This window comes from Chitinophaga cymbidii, assembly GCF_007992715.1.
GTDB lineage: Bacteria > Bacteroidota > Bacteroidia > Chitinophagales > Chitinophagaceae > Chitinophaga > Chitinophaga cymbidii.
The window spans coordinates 1184116-1200961 of sequence record NZ_BKAU01000001.1 but is presented as its reverse complement, the minus strand read 5'-3'; the positions used below and the strand labels follow the sequence as shown (position 1 = coordinate 1200961).

The following is a 16846-nucleotide window of genomic DNA, read 5'->3' as shown; positions in this document are numbered from 1 at the left end:
GTGCAACCCACAAAAAAAATTACCAATGAAGGACTTAGAAAAAGAATTTAAACCTACCAGTTGGTCGATCGATAACAAGGTGAGCATCTATGTGGCCACCATTATCATATCGCTGGCGGGTATCTTCTCCTATCGGGCGCTACCCAAGGAACAGTTCCCCGAAGTGGTCTTCCCGCAGTTCTATATCAGTACGCAGTACGACGGTACCTCACCGGAAGATATGGAAACGCTCATCACGAAGCCCATCGAGAAAAAGCTCGGCTCTATCTCGGGCGTGAAGAAAATATCCAGCAGCTCTGTACAGGACTACTCGGCCATCACCATTGAATTTGATGCCGATGAAGATATTGAAGCGGCGCGGCAGGAAGTGCGGGAGAAAGTGGATGAAGCCATGAGCGAACTGCCTTCCGACCTGGAAGATGATCCGCAGATCATTAAAATAGATGTGTCGCAGATACCGATCATGAACGTGAACATGAGCGGTGACTTTGATCTGCAGACGTTGAAGAAGTATGCGGACGAGATGCAGGACCGGATCGAATCGCTGAACGAGATCACCCGTGTGGACATCGTAGGCGCCCTGGAAAGGGAGATCCAGATCAACCTCGACAAATACAAAATGGAAGCCGCGAAAGTGAGCTTTGAAGATGTGATCGGCGCGGTAGCCAATGAGAACAGGACCGTAACCGGTGGCCTTGTTGCGATGGACGGGCAGAAACGTACGCTCAGCATCAAGGGTGAATACAAAGACCCGGTGAAGATCCGCGATATCGTTATCCGCAGCGCCTCCGGTTCCACCGTATACCTCCGCGACATTGCCGAAGTGGTAGACGGATTTGAAGAGCAGGAAAGCTACGCCCGCCTGAACGGTAAAAGCGTAATTACGCTGAACGTTATCAAGCGGAGCGGCGAGAACCTGATCGATGCGTCCGACAAAATATTCAAGATCGTGGACGACATGAAGGCGGACTACCTGCCGAAAGGGCTGGACGTGACCATCACGGCAGACCAGTCGGAATCCACCCGCGTTACCCTGCACGACCTTATCAACACCATCATTATCGGCTTCATCCTGGTGACCGTGGTGCTGATGTTCTTCATGGGCGCGGTGAATGCCATCTTCGTGGCGCTGTCCGTTCCCATCTCCATGTTCATTGCCTTTGTGGTGATCGATATGCCGTTCCTGGACTTTACCCTGAACATGATGGTGCTCTTCTCCTTCCTGCTGGCATTGGGGATTGTGGTGGACGACGCCATTGTGGTGATAGAGAACGTACACCGTATCGTTCATGAACGACGGGACCTGGGCATTGTAAAAGCCACCAAGATAGCGGCGGGCGAAGTGTTCCTGCCGGTACTGTCCGGTACGCTTACAGTACTCGCGCCGTTCGTGCCGCTGCTTTTCTGGCCGGGTATCATCGGTAATTTCATGTACTTCCTGCCGGTAACGCTCATTGTAACGTTGCTTGCATCACTGGTGGTGGCCTATATCATCAACCCCGTGTTCGCGGTGGACTTCATGGAACGTCATGAAGGAGAAGATCATCCCAAACCGAAATTCGACAGGAAATTCAAAATAGTCACCGTCGTATTTGCAGTCATCGCACTGATCGGCTACGGGATCGCTTTTGGCGTGGGCAACTTTGTTGTGTTCCTGTACCTGCTCATTGCGCTGGAGCGTTTCTGGCTGGGCGGCGTGGCGCGCAGGTTCCAGCTCGGTTTCTGGCCCCGTGTGCAGAACGCCTACCGCCGCGTGCTCAGCTGGTGCATCGTGGGCTGGCGGCCTGTGATGATACTGGTGGCTACCTTCGGCCTGCTGGTGTTCAGCCTTGTGCTCACCGGCATCCGTAACCCGAAAGTGGTGTTCTTCCCGCAGGCTGATCCCAACTTCATCTACGCTTATATCGAGCTGCCGATAGGCACCGATCAGAAATACACGGATTCCGTCACCAACATCATCGAGCAGCGCATTACCAAAGTGGTAGGCGGCACGCAGAACCCGCTGGTGAAATCCATTATCTCCAACGTGGCCGTAGGCGCGGGAGACCCCAGCCAGATGGACCTCAGCGTACAGCCCAACAAGGGCAAGGTGACGGTGGCCTTCGTGGAATTTGCAAAACGTAACGGGCAGTCTACCGTAGAATATCTCGATAAAGTCCGTGAGGCCGTGAAAGGCGTGCCCGGCGCAGATATCACCGTTGAGCAGGAACAGGGCGGCCCTCCCACCGGTAAACCGATCAACATTGAAATTTCCGGTGATGAGTTCGAGCTGCTCGCCAATACTTCAGAGCGTCTTAAACGTTACCTGGACAGCCTGCAGGTGGGCGGGGTGGAAGAGCTGAAAAGCGACTTCCAGAGCAACAAACCAGAGATCACCATCACGATCGACCGTGAAAGGGCCAACCGCGAAGGCATCTCTACCGTTCAGATACAGAATGCGATCAGGATGGCGCAGTTCGGGGTGGAAGCATCCAAATTCCGCGACGCGGAAGACGACTATTCCATCCGTGTAAGGCTGCAGGAAGACCAGCGTAACAACATCAACACGCTGATGAACCTTCAGCTCACTTACCGCGATATGAACATGGGCGGGCAGATCCGCCAGGTGCCGCTGAGCGCTTTGGCAGACATTCAATATTCCAACACTTACTCCGGCATCCGCCGCATAGACGAGAAGCGTGTGGTGACCCTGTACTCCAACGTGCTTACAGGTTACAACGCCAACGAAGTAGTGGCCGCCATCACGCAGGCCGTGCAGGAATTCAGCCCCCCGCCGGGCATTACCGTGAAAATGACCGGTGAGCAGGAAGATCAGGCGGAAACCATGAACTTCCTCCTGGTAGCCATGCTCGCAGCAGTTGGCCTGATCTTCATGATCATGGTAACGCAGTTCAACTCCGTAGGCCGCGCACTGGTGATCTTCCTGGAGATCCTCTTCAGCATCATCGGTGTATTCCTCGGCTTCGCGATCTTCGGCATGGATATCTCCATCGTAATGACCGGTGTGGGTATCATGGCGCTGGCCGGTATCGTTGCCCGTAACGGCATCGTACTGGTGGAATTCACGGACCTGCTGGTACAGCAGGGCGTGCATATCAACGAAGCCGTAGTGGAAGCCGGCAGAACACGTATGACGCCGGTACTGCTTACCGCTATTGCGGCCATCCTCGGCCTGATACCGCTGGCAGTTGGCCTGAATATCGATTTTGCGGCCCTGTTCGCAGAGTTTAATCCGCATATATTCTTTGGAGGTGATAACGTTGCATTCTGGGGACCATTGGCATGGACCATGGTGTTCGGTCTGATCTTCGCTACCTTCCTTACTTTGATCCTGGTACCGGTGATGTATGGCATGAACAAGCGTGTGATTGATGTACTGGATCATTACAAGCTGCCCCGCGGGCTGAAATACATTCCGTTCTTCGTGCTCATCCTCAAACTCTTTATGAAGAAAGAGACCGTGAGGAAGCTGCATGATCCGAACTACGAATCGCCGCGTCCTTACAACTTCTTCAACGGCCATGCCGGTGAAGCCGATAAGGAGCATGCGAAATCAGCCAAGGGCGTAGCCGTTCACTAAGTACTGTTTTCTATAGTTATAATCAGAGCAAACAGTGTAACAGTTGTAGGTTAACAAATGCCGTCCCGAATCTTCGGGACGGTTTTTTTATGAAAAAACTGCTATTTTTCGGTATGAAACATTCCCTTACGTTTTTACTCTCTTTATTGCTGTGCGCAACCAGCGTTTTTGCGCAGGACACTACCCGCTTCACCGATGCCCGCGGGCTGATGGTCATCGGAAAAGGATTGCCGACAAACCCCTTCTGGGTGCGGCTGGACAGTACGCAGTACCGGCACCTGAGACCGCCGGTGAAAGCCCTCGCCCGCCACAGCGCCGGCATTGCCGTGCTCTTCGAAACCAACTCCACGTATATCCGTGTACGGTGGTCGCTCGCGCAACGGAAATTCTATAACAACATGACGCCGATCGCGCACAGCGGTCTTGACCTGTATGCGATGCGCAACGGGCAGTGGCAATTCGTCAATACCTGCCGCCCGGGTGATAAAGAAGTTACCGCCACCTACCCGGTTGTGAGCAACATGGACGGCGCTAACCGCCAGTACATGCTGTACCTGCCCATTTACAACGAGCTTGTTTCGCTGGAGATCGGCGTGTCGCCACAGGCTACGCTCACAACGCCTTCGAAGCCCGGCATAGACACTACCAAACGGGTGGTGATCTACGGTTCCAGCATTCTGCAGGGCGCTTCCGCCAGCCGCGCGGGCATGACCTACCCGTCCATTATCAGCAGGCGCACCGGTTGGGAAATGATCAACCTCGGCTTCAGCGGCAATGGCAGGATGGAATTTGAGGTAGCGGAACTGCTCGCCACCATGAAGGCGTCTGTTTTTGTGCTGGACTGCATACCGAACCCCACGCCCAAAGAGATCACCGAACGCGCCTATCCGTTCATCAAATATTTGCTGGACAAAAGGCCGGAGGTGCCTATCCTGCTCGTGGAAACTTCCATCCGGGAAACCGGGTATTTCGACCAGCGCATCGGCGCGGTGATCACCGAAAAGAACAAACTTATACGTGACGTATATACGAAATTGAAGAAGGAAGGATATAAGCAGCTGCACTACCTGTCCGGCGAAGATCTGCTGGGGCATGACCATGAGGGCACGATCGATGGCACGCACAGCAACGACATCGGCTTCCTGCGGCAGGCGGAAGTGATGCTGCCGGAACTGAAGAAGCTGATGAAGTAACTATTTTGTAAATTGCTTTTTTATAAGAAACAACTATGCTTAGAAACCATGAGATCGACTACCGTATACACGGTGAGGAGATGCAGATCGTAGAAATAGAACTGGACCCGCAGGAGAGCGCGGTAGCGGAAAGCGGAAGCTTTATGATGATGGATGCGGACATCAGGATGGAAACCCTTTTTGGCGATGGCTCCGGGCGGCAGCAGGGTATTTTCGGCAAGCTCATGTCCGCCGGCAAGCGCCTGATCACCGGCGAAAGCCTTTTCATCACCGCATTTACGAACGTGGGGCACGGCAAGAAGCGCGTGAGCTTCGCGGCACCTTATCCCGGCAAGATCATCCCGATGGACCTGAGCCTGCTTGGCGGCAAGGTGATCTGTCAGAAAGATGCGTTCCTCTGCGCGGCGCGCGGCGTGAATGTGGGCATTGAATTCCAGCGCCGCCTTGGCACCGGTATTTTCGGCGGTGAAGGTTTCATCATGCAGAAGCTGGAAGGCGACGGGCTGGCCTTTGTGCATGCCGGTGGCCTGGTGGTGGAAAAGGAATTGCAGCCGGGGGAAATATTGAAAGTAGATACCGGTTGTGTGGTAGCTTACACGCAGCAGGTGGATTTTGATGTGGAGTTTGTGCGCGGTATCCGGAACATGGTGTTCGGTGGCGAGGGGTTGTTCTTCGCTGTGCTGCGGGGGCCGGGCAAGGTATGGCTGCAAAGCCTGCCGATCAGCCGCCTGGCGAGCCGGGTGCTGGCCTACGGCACCGGTGCGCGCAAGGAAGAAGGCAGTATCCTGGGTGGACTGGGCAACCTGCTGGACGGCGACGGCCGTTAATGAAAACATTGAAATACAGTAAATTAGAAACAGGCTGCGGGCAATATGAATGGTTGTTGCCCGCAGCCTGATAACAATGACAGCCCGTATTTTTGTAAAAAAAGATGCCCGTTTATCCTTTTTTTGCAAATTATTAACGAACAGAATGGTAGTATTGTCTTAATATTGCCCGGAGGCTTGACCAGATACACCAGATTATTTTGTATATTACAATCAGAAAGAGCGGCTGGCACTGTATGGGTGCCACTACAGTAAAAAAATAAAAACTGGCGCAGATTGAAACAAGACCCTGGTGCTATGAATAAGATTGAAAAACTTACTCATGTTCAATTCAGGTGAATCCAAGGCAAAAATATAACCAGGTCTTCTAATGGTAGCCCTGACAGCATTCCAGCAACGCAATTGTGTAGGCATGCCAAGTTTTCAGGATCATATCCGGTTAACCAAACTACCTTGAAATTCCTGTCGAAGCGGCTGAAAGGAATAATTTGTAAAATTTCCGCGAAAAAATTGTAATGCAAGCGGCACTCAATTATCTTTGCTGTTCCGAGAAAAAAAACAGATAGAGAAAATTAAATTTTTATTGAAACGGAAGCCGGTATTCCTGTATGGAAATAATAGAATTTGTCCCGACGTTATGCGGGTGACCGGCACCCTAGTAATATAAAACCTAAACAAGTAGGTGAATTTCATTTTCATGAAATCATTGAAAAATTGCTTCAAACGCTTAATTAAGTAAGATGAATTTTGAGAGAAACGAACGCCCCCGAAAGTATTCTCCTGGCTACAACAGAGATCAACAAGAACCCAACCAAGACCAGGAAGGAGGTGAATTCAAGAAACCCGAATTTGGCAAAGACGGCGAAAGACCTTTCACTCCCCGTAGCGAAGGCGGCTATACTCCCCGCGGCGAAGGTGGTTACACACCGCGAGAAGGAGGCTACACGCCCCGCAGGGAAGGTGGTTACACTCCCCGTGGCGAAGGCTACACCCCGAGAGGCGGTGATGGCAACTTCAACCGTGAAGGCACTTACAACCGCGAAGGCGGCGGATATCCTCCCCGCAATGAAGGTGGTTACCGTGACCGTGATGGCGGCGGCTATCGTGATCGCGATGGTGGCGGTTACAACCGCGACCGTGGCGACGGCGGTGGATACGGCGGCGGCGGTTACCGCGACCGTGATGGTGGCGGTGGTTACAACCGTGGCGGTGGCGGCTATGACCGCGGCGGCGGATACGACCGTGGCGGTGGCGGCGGTTATGATCGCGGCGGCGGTGGTTACAACCGTGGCGGTGGCGGCTATGATCGCGGCGGTGGATACGACCGTGGCGGCGGAGGCGGCTATGATCGCGGTGGCGGTGGTTACGACCGCGGCGGCGGAGGCTACAACCGCGGTGGCGGTGGTGGCGGCTACAATCGCGGCGGTGGTGGCGGTGGCTACAACCGTGGCGGCGGTGGCGGCGGATTCAACCGCGGCGGCGGACAAGGCCGTGGCCAGGGCGGTCCCCGGAACTTCAACCGTCCTCCTAAAGTGGATAACAAGATCTACTTTATCGCCCTTCTGCCCACAGCTGAAGTAGGTAAAGAGATCATCAAAATAAAACAGGACTTCGCAGAGCAGTACGGTCCTACCTACGCTTTGAAAGTACTCCCGCACATTACGCTGCAGGTGCCTTTCACCGCAGACCCGAGCCTCGAAAGAGCTTTCTGCGAAGAGCTGACGGAATTTGCCAAAACACAGGCGCCTTTTGAAGTGTCCCTGAACGGATTCGGCACTTTCCCGAACAAGCAGAACCGCGTGCTGTTCATCAACGTGGAGAAAAGTGAAACCATGAGCGCCATGCACCGCCAGCTGATCAACTTCCTCCGGAAGGAATTCGGCTTCAGCACCATGCTTGCCCGCACAGGCTTCACGCCACACGTAACCGTAGCCTTTAAAGACCTCGACGACGCACAGTTCGAAAAGGCATGGCCGGAATACGAGAACAAGGAATACACCGCTTCATTCAAAGTGAACAACCTTTACTTCCTCCGCCACAACGGCAAATCATGGGAAGTACTGCAGAAATGCAAACTGGGCGGCGCCTGAGAATGAACGATGGAAAATAATAATTCCGGACCCTGCAGATGGGTCCGGAATTTTTTTTGCATATACGTTCCGGCATGTTCTTTATATTTGTTGAGGTGTTTCCCGATGTACTTTTATATATTCATAAATGGAACTTAGCGATTTAGAACTGATCCTTTTATGGCAAAAGGGAGAAGAACTGGCATTTGAAGTGATCTATAAAAGATACGCTGTCCAGTTACTGTCCATTGCTTATCGCAAAGTCGGGGAGCGGGATATTGCAGAAGACATCGTACAGGAAGTTTTCATCACGCTGCTCCGGAATAAAAATTCCGCCAATACCATCACTTCACTATTCGCCTACCTTTACGTTACGCTCAAGAACAAAATACTGGATGCTTACCGCCGCGATGTAGTGCAGAAAAAATATGTGCAGCAGGTCAACCTGCGTTTTGAAGAAGAAGACAATTCTCCCTACTTCCAGATAGAAACAAGAGACCTGGAAAAAAAGCTGGAATCGGAAATTGAAAAGCTGCCGCCGCAATGCGGGAAAGTATTCAGGCTGAGCCGGCAAAAGCATCTTTCCAATAAGGAGATCGCCCTGCAGCTGGGGATTTCGGAGAATACTGTGGAGCAGCATATGCGCAAAGCACTCCGGATACTGCGGGGCAACCTGCTGTATTATGAAAAGAGCATCATGCTGCTGATCATCATGTTATACGAGCATCTGCAATAAAAAAAATCCCGGCCAGCGATCTGACCGGGCTTTTTTATTCCGGGGATGGACGTTCCCGGGGGTATTATTAATTTATAATCCGGGTCTTCCTCCGGTCGTTTAATTACCATTGGAAAAATCCAGCGATATCACATTCGACCGCGGGGAGGCTCTGAATACAATGCCTTCTCCCGGCGCGGAAAATTTTCCTTTCACCGCTTTCACGGCATACGGCAGACCTTCGGATTCGCATTCGATGCGGTCTGTCCGGATATTCCGGAACGGCAGCGCGGCATTGCCGGCCGTTGTCATATCCAGGAACCAGTTCACTTTCTGCCGGTTCCCTTTCAGCTGCACTTTCATCGTTTTTTCCGTGATGTCCATTTCAAAACTTCCACCGATGTTTTTCAACGGCCAGGATACATGCAGCTTTCCGGCGGCCGGTTCGGTGATCACCGGATCGCCGCCCTGGATGATCTCTTCCTTTCCATTCACCAGTGCTTTGAAGCGCATGCCGGCATAGTGGTCTTTCTTACTCCACAGGTAACCGTCTACAAACGGCAGCGTGAGAAAAACGCATTCGTTGGAAGTGGCTTTTTGCGTAGTGTAAATAGATGGAAGTTTTTCATCGAACAGGTGCACGTCGCGGATGCGCAGCTGCCCGTTTTCCCAGAGGAGGTTGAGCCGGTAGAAGCGGCTGTTGAACCATACCGTTTTGAGATCGCTGCCGGGCAGGTCGTTGTTCACCGTGAACGCGGTGGCGGGCGTTACGGGGAATTTTTCTTTGAACCATTTGCCGGAGGCTTCCAGCGTTTCCACCCTGATCTTCCCTTCATTGCGCAGCTGCGCGATCAGCGGCATCTGGATGAGGAAGCCTTTCTCCATTTCTTTCCAGGTGAAGGAGTTCTCCTGCCCCGCTTGCGTGTAGTTGAACGCCAGTGAAGCGCCTTCCACAAATTCCCGCATGAACCAGTGCACCCACGTAGAGTCGCCGCCTGCTCTCGGATACACCGGTTCCAGCGTGATCACGCCTTGCCTTCTGGCGCCAAGATGCAGGTCGTACTGCCGGATGGGATCGCTGCCCAGCATCCTGAAGATGGGCACGGGCAGTTGGTTTTTTGCATGCTGCGCCGGCATGTAGGAATTGATCCTGCTGGGATAGTACGCCTGGTTCCAGTAGCCGCCCCACAAGGTGTAGCCATCTGTGCCATATTGATCTTTACAGTTGGCGGACGCCACAATGCCGTATTTATCGTACATATAGTTCAGCGTGTGCGCGTCTATGAACCAGGAAGCCACGGAGCGCGGGTAATAGCCGAATACCGCCTTGAAATCCGCCATGTAAACGTCCACCAGCTTTTCGCGTTCCTCCGGTGTATAGCCGGTGGAAAACCCCACGTCCGCATGCCAGTCCCAGGGATAGCGCCCTCTCCATCTGAATCCCGCTTTTTCCACCAGCGGCTGCGGCAGTTCCCACCAGGCGCCTATTTCATATTTTTCACGCGGCAGGCTTTTCAGCAACTGCTGATACCGGGTGTCCATCAGCGCGTCATATTGCAGGAGGAACGTACCGCCGAGATCATATTGCTGCATGATCTCCGTTTGCTTCACAACGGTCTGGTACAGCACATCCTGCGTGATCTTTTCATCACGCGGTTCCAGCAGGCGGATGAAGTTCACGATGTTCACGATCTTCGGGCCGTCGCCGGCTTTCCCGGCAGCAATGCGGAGCGCGGTTTTCCCGGTGAAGGGGAAAAGCATCATCATGCACATGATCCCCGTAACCATTCTTCCTGCCTGTACAGTGCTTCTTACTCGTCTATTCATATGTTTTTGCTTGTTGTTTCTGGTCGATGGAATTACCATTCCGGGTTTTGCGGCAGCGAATATCCGCTCGCCAGGTAAAACGCCACTTCTTTTGTGGGCAGCGGCTGCCAGTAATGTTTGGCGGGATCGAACATCCGGTTGGATTCCGCGATGAGGAAGCCGTTGGCATCTACCCTGTTCTGATATACGGGATCGTTGTACGGCGCTCTTGTTTCCCAGTCTGTTCCTTTTATCTTGATGCCTTTCACATCCTGCGGTAATACTGTTTCCGCTGTTTTCCAGCGGCGCAGGTCATCATACCGGAACCCTTCCAGCGCCAGTTCTATGGTCCTTTCCCGCCGGATCTCCTCGCGCATGTTCAGACCATTGGTATTCACAAACGTGTTGGTCAGGTGGGGCATGTTCACGCGGTCGCGTATGATGTTGATGGACCTGTTCAGGTCTGCGTCCGCGATGGCGCCTGTTCTTTCGTAAGTGGCTTCGGCAAATATCAGCAGTATCTCCGCGTAGCGGATCAGGTGCCGGTCGAAATCAAAAAGGCTGGCATCGCCCATGCGGCCGGAGTTGTTGGCTACCGGGTCTTCGGACATGTACTTGTACAGGATGTAGCCGGTGTTGAAGTTGCGCTGCGGCTTGTCCGGCCAGTTCGCCACCTTGGTAACGGGGTTGAATACACGATTTGTGAGCGTGCCGGGGATGATCATGGTCATGGTCATGCGCGGGTCCCTGTCCACGAACTCCGACGAAAAGGTGGCATATCCCTGGAACACGCTGCCGGCGTGCGTGATGGGCAGCCCGGTATTGTCCAGGTACATGTCCGCCAGCTTGCGCGTGGGGTTGTAGCCGGACTGATCATATGCATAAGGCATGTCGTGCCCGAGAATGTTGCGGGCGTAGCGCCGGTCCAGGATGGATTCGCGGGAATCGTCGCCGGGCTCCAGGAAGAGGTAGCGGTAGCTTTGCGCGCCGCTGCCGGTATACAGGCCGTATTGCCCGCTGTTCATCACGGTGTTGGCGGCGGTGATCGCGGCGTCCAGGTATTTGTTGGCGTTGGCTTCTCCGTGGAATTTCTGCCAGGTGCCTTCAAACAAAGCTATCCTGGCCGTGAGCGCCAGCGCCGCGCCACGGGTAATGCGGCCAATGTCGCCGGCTTCCAGCTCTCCCTGCTGCGGCAAATCCACACTGGCATCCGCGAGGTCCTGCAGGATGAAATCCACGGTTTCGGTGCGGGTGGAGCGGGGCGTGAAAAGCTCGGGATCGCCGGTGTTGAGCACTTTGGTGATCAGCGGTACGCCGCCGAACACACGCATCAGTTTGTAGTAATACCATGCCCGGAAGAAGCGGGCTTCCGCCACATACCGTTTGATCAGCGCATCCGTATTGCCGGCGCCTTTTTCGATCACGTTGTTGGCGGAGCGGATGTTGTTGTAGCTGTCCGTCCACTGGCCGGAAGTTTCCGTTGGCTGGTAAGTGCCGTTGCTCACGGAGTTCGGGGCGTTGAAAGCAATATCGGACTCCGTATCCTCAAACCCGAACCGGTCCAGCCCGTTATAAAGATTATTCGCGCCCAGCTTGAAATCATTCGGTGTTTTCCAGAAGATCGCATCAGTGATGTTGTCTTCGGAAACAAGGTCCAGCTCCCGCTGGCAGCCGGTATATGCAAGCAGTGCAAGGCATAGCGCCAGCGATCTGCGCACGTTTTTATGATGGATAAGATTTGTCAGTTTCATGTGTTTGAATTAAAATTTAACATTCAGGCCCACAGCGTAGATCTTGGTGAAAGGATAGGTCCCTTCGTTCCGGAAACCGTCTTCCGGGTCAAAGTTGTTCCCGAGCGTACCCCGGGAGATGGTGAACAGGTCCTGCCCGCTGAGGTATACCCTTGCGCTCTTCATCCTGATCTTCCGCGCTACTTCCCGCGGGAGGTCGTATCCCAGCGTGATCACCTTGAAGCGCAGATAAGCCATGTTCTGCATGGTGAGCGCGGAGGTGCGGTAATTGTAGTTCCTGATATCATCATATCCGAGGTTGCCGGGAATGTAGCGCGGATATTTCGCGTCCGGCCTTTCGGGGCTCCAGGTGTTGTTGTAATAATATTCGAGTGAAGGCCAGAAGAAAGTGTTGGGCGTGCTGATGTTGCCGCCATACTGAATGTTGCGTTTGCCTACGCCTTGCAGGAATATGGTCAGGTCCAGGTTTTTCCAGCCGATGTTGATGTTCGAAGAAAAGGTATAACGCGGAAGGAGGTTGCCGAGGTATTTCATGTCACCGGCAAGACCTTTGGTCTTGTCACCGAAGGCGGTCAGCTTGCCGTCACCGTCCAGGTCTTTATACATCACATCGCCGATGCCGATCCTGGCGGGGATGTTTTCCAGCTTTTTGTATTCGTCCAGTTCTTTTTGTGTTCTGATGATGCCGGCGTATTCATATCCAAAGTAGGAATAGATGGAATATCCCTGCCGCACGAAGTTGAGCCCTTCGGAGTAGTTGTCGCTGTTCTTCAGCTCCACGAGCTTCGTCTTGCTGTCGCTCAGCTGGAGGTTGACGGAATAGCGGAAGTCATTGACCTGGTCTTTCCAGGTAAGCGACGCTTCGAAGCCGCGGGTGTTGAGCTTGCCCTGGTTGGAAGTAGGTGCTGTGCCGCCGTAGGTGGCTGGTACGGCCACTGCCACCAGCATGTCGTCATTGATCTTGTTAAAATAATCAAAGGAGAACGAGAGGCGCGATTGCAGCACGGCCACGTCGATACCGATGTTGCGGTTTTCCACCGTTTCCCATGTTCTGTCCGCCGAAGCAGGGTTTGAGTTCGCACCGGTGAGGCCGGCATTGGGTGATCCGATGGGGTAGTTGCCGCCGATGGATACCAGCGGGATGTAGTCGAACAGGCCGAGGGAAGGAATTTCCTGGTTGCCCATTTTTCCCCATGAAGCCCGCAGCTTCAGCAGATCAAATAGTTGTGTGGATTCGATGAACGGTTCGCGCGAGAGGTTGTAGGCCAGCGCTGCGGAAGGGAATGCGGCGCTCCAGCGTTTATGCGGTGCAAATTTGGAGCTGCCGTCTATCCGCGCGGAAACATCGAGGATGATCTTTTCTTTATAGTCATAGCTGAACCGGCCGAAGTAGGAGGCCAGCGCGGAATTGGCGAGGCTGCCGGTGAAGTTCGCATACGCTGTTTTGGTACGGTCCGCCAGGTTAAGCGTGAAGATGTCGTTGCTCAGGAAGTTGTATCCCCACGTTGTCTGGCCGGAGGAATTGTTTTGTTCCAGGGAGGTGCCGCCCATGAGGTTGATGCCGTGGTCCGGCCCGAACCGTTTGGTGTAATCGAAATATACCTGGTATAATTTGTTCAGGCTCTTTGTATTCCGGTAGTACGCGGAGTTGGGATTCTGTCTTACGTCCTGCACGCCGCCGGCATAGTTCCACCGTGTGAAGGTGCGGTAGTTCGCGTGATCGTTGTAGTAATCCAGTTTTACAGCGGCCTGCCCCGTCAGCTTCAATCCTTCCAGCACGGTATAGTCGATCTTCAGGTTGGTGGTGAACCTTGAATAATTGATGTTCCGGTTACCTGTTTCCGCGAGCGTCTGTGCGGGGTTTTCATATCCCTGGTATCCGTAGAACTGGCCTTGGGGATTGAATACCGGCTGATAAGGGAACTGCCGCGGAACATTGGTCAGCGCGTTGCTGAGGTTGCTGGGCTCGCGCGTGACCTGGTTCTCAAAGCTGGTGCGGGTTTCCACTGTCAATCCTTCCAGCAGCCTGAAATCGTAATTCAGCCGCATGTTATAGCGGTCCATATTATTTTCCCCGAAACGCAGGATGCCGTTATCGCGGTTGTAGCCGAGCGAGAAAAGATAGCTGTTATAATCGCCGCCGCCGGATACGGAAATATTATGAATCTGCTGGCTGGCGCTTTTGTAGATCTCTTTGTTCCAGTCCGTATACCCGTAGAAGCCGGGATAGTTGGTAACGCCGTAGTTCCATCCGCCGTTCAGGTCTACCGGCGCGTTGGCCTTGATCTTCTGAAAAACGGAATCGTGGAAGCCGGCTTGTCCGACTGTGCGCAATCCTTCATCCATCATTTCCGCAAACTGAAGCGTGTTGGTGACCTTCCGCAGATAAGTTGGTTTTTTGATGCCGTAGTTGAGCGTGTATGTTACGGTAGGCGGGCCTTTCCGGCCTTTTTTGGTGGTGACGAGGATCACGCCGTCCGCCGCTCTCGCGCCGTAAATGGAAGCGGCGGCGTCTTTCAGCACGGTGATCTCCGCAACGTCGCCGGGATTGATCACGTTCAGGTCGCCGGGAACGCCATCGATCATGACCAGCGGGGCGTTGCCGTTGATGGATGAGTAGCCGCGTGTTTGCAGGGTATATCCCTGGTTGCCGGGCTGCCCGCTGGCGCGGGTGATGGTAACGCCGGGCATGGCGCCCTGCAGCGCATCGTAGCTGTTGTTCAGCGGGCGGTTCTCGAAGACTTCCGATTTCACGGAAGAGATCGCGCCGGTCACCGCGCCTTTGGCGCGCGTGCCATAGCCCACTACGATCACTTCATCGAGTTTTGTATTGGCTTTCTTCAGGAGTATTTCAATGGATGTCTGGCCGGATACTGCGATCCTTTTCGTTTCGTACCCGATGTAGGATACCACCAGTATGGCCGATGGTCCCGGCAGGTTCAGCGAGAAAGCGCCGTCCGCATCCGTGCTGGCGCCCGTGGAAGTGCCTTCCACGCCTACGGAAACACCGATCAGCGGTTCCCCGGTGGCGGTATCTTTCACCACACCTTTCAATGATTGCCGTTGTGTTGCGGCCACCGCAAGCGGAAATTCTCTTGTCACAAACTTCTCCACGATCAGGATGGTATTGTTCCTGACCTTGTATTCAAATGGCTGGTCTTTGAAGCAACTGTCCAGCAGCCGCATGATGTGCATGTCTTTCGCGTGGATGGTGATCGGCCTGGCGTTTTTCAGGGTGGCGTTGTTATAGAGAAAGTCAAAGCTGGTTTGCTTCCGGAGCTTGGCGATCACTTCGGACAAAGGGGCGTTATCTACAGATATCGTTACTTTCTGCGCGTAACTTTCAGCCCTTACCTGTAAAAACGTGACAGTTAATAAGAAGAATATCAGTTTCATTTTTAGGAATAATCTGGCAAGCGCATACGTATCCCACCTGAAAAACAATTCAGTGAATTTTTTGTACATTTGAATGAGATTAATGTTAATAGATAATTTAGTCCTTAAATTATTTATTACCTGCGTCAGCAATCGCAAAAGACCAGGGACGGTTCCAACGTCCTTGGTTTTGGTAATTTTGGTTGTTACGATAAAATTTTCCGAATAGGCACCTCCTTTTTTTAGGTTATCTGGCAATGTTGAACCCCATGCCTGTGCTGGCTGACCGGAGATTCAACGCATACGTGGTTATTTCGTTACGATGATCTTTCGCTGATCTATTGAAAAGTGTACATTTCCAAGTTCTTCCAGGTTGTTCAGGATGTCACGCAGTCCGGATGAACGGGAGAACGTGCCGCCGAACCTTTCATATTTGCCGGTGTATTGAAACTCTATCTCCACATCATACCATCTGCTGACTGTTCTCAGAATGGCCGGCAGGTCCTGGTTATCGAACAGGAAGTAGCCGTTCTTCCATGCTATCACTTCTTCCGCATGCACATTTTTCACTGCTATGTCACCGGTATGCCGGGAAAGGTTCGATTGCTGGCCGGGCTTTAGCGTCTGCGCGTTTTTTGTGAACAGGTTGCTGACCCTTACGCTTCCTTCCAGCAGCGTAGTGCTGATCGTCTGTTCATCCGCATAGCTGTTCACATTGAAGTGCGTGCCGAGCACTTCTATGGACTGGTTGGCGGTGGTGACGATGAATGGATTGTTTTTCATATGGCTCACTTCAAAGTAAGCTTCTCCCGTGAGTGTCACCTTGCGTTCTTTTCCGCGGAAGGCCACGGGGAAGTTCAGTTTTGAATCGGAGTTGAGCCAGACCTTCGTACCGTCCGGCAAGGTTACCTGGTATTGTCCGCCCTTGGGCGTGTAAAGCGTGTTGAATGCTGCCGGTTGCTGATCGCCCGCTCCGTTCATAGAGAAATCGTATATCAGCTGGCCGTTGGCGGCCTTTATTACGTTCAGGCCCTGCTGGCTGGCGAGCTTGCCGGAGGACGCATCATCCAGCGTGATCTGTGAGCCGTCTGCCAAAGTAAGTACTGCTTTGTTCTTGCCGGGCGTGATGACGGCGGTTTGCGTGGTATCGTTTTGATGATTGGAGGGGAGGAAGTATTTCCTGAAAAGCAGGGTGCTGCCTGCCAGGATGAGGACGATCGCCGCGGCCTGCCAGATGCGGCGCCTTTCTCTTGCGGGAGTTGCCTTGCCGCGGAAATTGGTATATAGCTTACCGGCCAGCTCTTTGTCGCCGCTTTCTTCTTCCAGCCATCTGGAAAAACCGGCGGGGTCGTAGTTCAGGGAGTGATACCATTCGTTGATCTCCGCCATTTCAGCGTCATCGCATTCACCATTGCGGTAGCGTTCCAACAGGTATTTCAGTCGATCTGCATTCATGGCATTTATATCTTGATGATGATATTGGACATCCTATAAAAAAGACGTTCGGCAGCAGTGCAGCCGTTACCCGGA

9 protein-coding genes are annotated in these 16846 nt (G+C 53.2%); 5 read left to right on the top strand and 4 right to left on the bottom strand.

The annotated features are described in order from the left end of the window. Window positions 1-25: 25 nt before the first annotated feature. The 5 genes from CCY01nite_RS04670 to CCY01nite_RS04650 all read left to right on the top strand — a co-directional run bounded on the left by CCY01nite_RS04670 (window position 26) and on the right by CCY01nite_RS04650 (window position 8405). A complete protein-coding gene (locus tag CCY01nite_RS04670; RefSeq protein WP_146858265.1) occupies window positions 26-3580 on the top strand; it encodes an efflux RND transporter permease subunit in 3555 nt (1184 codons plus the stop codon). Between the two features lie 113 nt (window positions 3581-3693). After that, window positions 3694-4773, top strand: coding sequence for an SGNH/GDSL hydrolase family protein (locus CCY01nite_RS04665; RefSeq protein ID WP_186830905.1), 1080 nt, complete (start codon window positions 3694-3696; stop codon window positions 4771-4773). Window positions 4774-4808: 35 nt separating this feature from the next. Next, window positions 4809-5600 (top strand): TIGR00266 family protein, encoded by a 792-nt coding sequence (locus CCY01nite_RS04660; RefSeq protein ID WP_146858261.1) that lies wholly within the window; start codon window positions 4809-4811, stop codon window positions 5598-5600. A 740-nt stretch (window positions 5601-6340) separates the two neighbouring features. Next, window positions 6341-7690, top strand: coding sequence for a 2'-5' RNA ligase family protein (locus tag CCY01nite_RS26835; protein WP_246129845.1), 1350 nt, complete (start codon window positions 6341-6343; stop codon window positions 7688-7690). Window positions 7691-7817: 127 nt separating this feature from the next. After that, window positions 7818-8405 carry an RNA polymerase sigma factor gene (locus tag CCY01nite_RS04650; protein WP_146858257.1) on the top strand — a complete coding sequence of 196 codons (588 nt, stop codon included), beginning with the start codon at window positions 7818-7820 and terminating at the stop codon, window positions 8403-8405. A gap of 99 nt (window positions 8406-8504) precedes the next feature. Here CCY01nite_RS04650 and CCY01nite_RS04645 read toward each other — a convergent pair whose 3' ends face one another. From CCY01nite_RS04645 to CCY01nite_RS04630, 4 genes are all read right to left on the bottom strand, one after another. After that, the gene (locus CCY01nite_RS04645) at window positions 8505-10211 is read right to left on the bottom strand and encodes a DUF3863 domain-containing protein (RefSeq protein ID WP_146858255.1); all 1707 of its coding nucleotides are present in this window, start codon (window positions 10209-10211) and stop codon (window positions 8505-8507) included. Window positions 10212-10243: 32 nt separating this feature from the next. Next, window positions 10244-11941: a RagB/SusD family nutrient uptake outer membrane protein gene (locus CCY01nite_RS04640; RefSeq protein ID WP_146858253.1), complete on the bottom strand. Its 1698-nt coding sequence runs from the start codon at window positions 11939-11941 to the stop codon at window positions 10244-10246. 9 nt (window positions 11942-11950) lie between these two features. Continuing rightward, window positions 11951-15337 carry a TonB-dependent receptor gene (locus CCY01nite_RS04635; RefSeq protein ID WP_186830904.1) on the bottom strand — a complete coding sequence of 1129 codons (3387 nt, stop codon included), beginning with the start codon at window positions 15335-15337 and terminating at the stop codon, window positions 11951-11953. A 288-nt stretch (window positions 15338-15625) separates the two neighbouring features. Beyond that, entirely contained in the window at window positions 15626-16771 is a 1146-nt protein-coding gene (locus CCY01nite_RS04630) for a FecR family protein (RefSeq protein WP_146858249.1), read from the bottom strand. Window positions 16772-16846: the final 75 nt, after the last annotated feature.

Excerpts from the sequence above, each read along its gene's own strand:
- CCY01nite_RS04670 (WP_146858265.1), top strand. The coding sequence starts at position 26 with ATGAAGGACTTAGAAAAAGAATTTAAACCTACCAGTTGGTCGATCGAT.
- CCY01nite_RS04665 (WP_186830905.1), top strand. The coding sequence starts at position 3,694 with ATGAAACATTCCCTTACGTTTTTACTCTCTTTATTGCTGTGCGCAACC.
- CCY01nite_RS04660 (WP_146858261.1), top strand. The coding sequence starts at position 4,809 with ATGCTTAGAAACCATGAGATCGACTACCGTATACACGGTGAGGAGATG.
- CCY01nite_RS26835 (WP_246129845.1), top strand. The coding sequence starts at position 6,341 with ATGAATTTTGAGAGAAACGAACGCCCCCGAAAGTATTCTCCTGGCTAC.
- CCY01nite_RS04650 (WP_146858257.1), top strand. The coding sequence starts at position 7,818 with ATGGAACTTAGCGATTTAGAACTGATCCTTTTATGGCAAAAGGGAGAA.
- CCY01nite_RS04645 (WP_146858255.1), bottom strand. The coding sequence starts at position 10,211 with ATGAATAGACGAGTAAGAAGCACTGTACAGGCAGGAAGAATGGTTACG.
- CCY01nite_RS04640 (WP_146858253.1), bottom strand. The coding sequence starts at position 11,941 with ATGAAACTGACAAATCTTATCCATCATAAAAACGTGCGCAGATCGCTG.
- CCY01nite_RS04635 (WP_186830904.1), bottom strand. The coding sequence starts at position 15,337 with ATGAAACTGATATTCTTCTTATTAACTGTCACGTTTTTACAGGTAAGG.
- CCY01nite_RS04630 (WP_146858249.1), bottom strand. The coding sequence starts at position 16,771 with ATGAATGCAGATCGACTGAAATACCTGTTGGAACGCTACCGCAATGGT.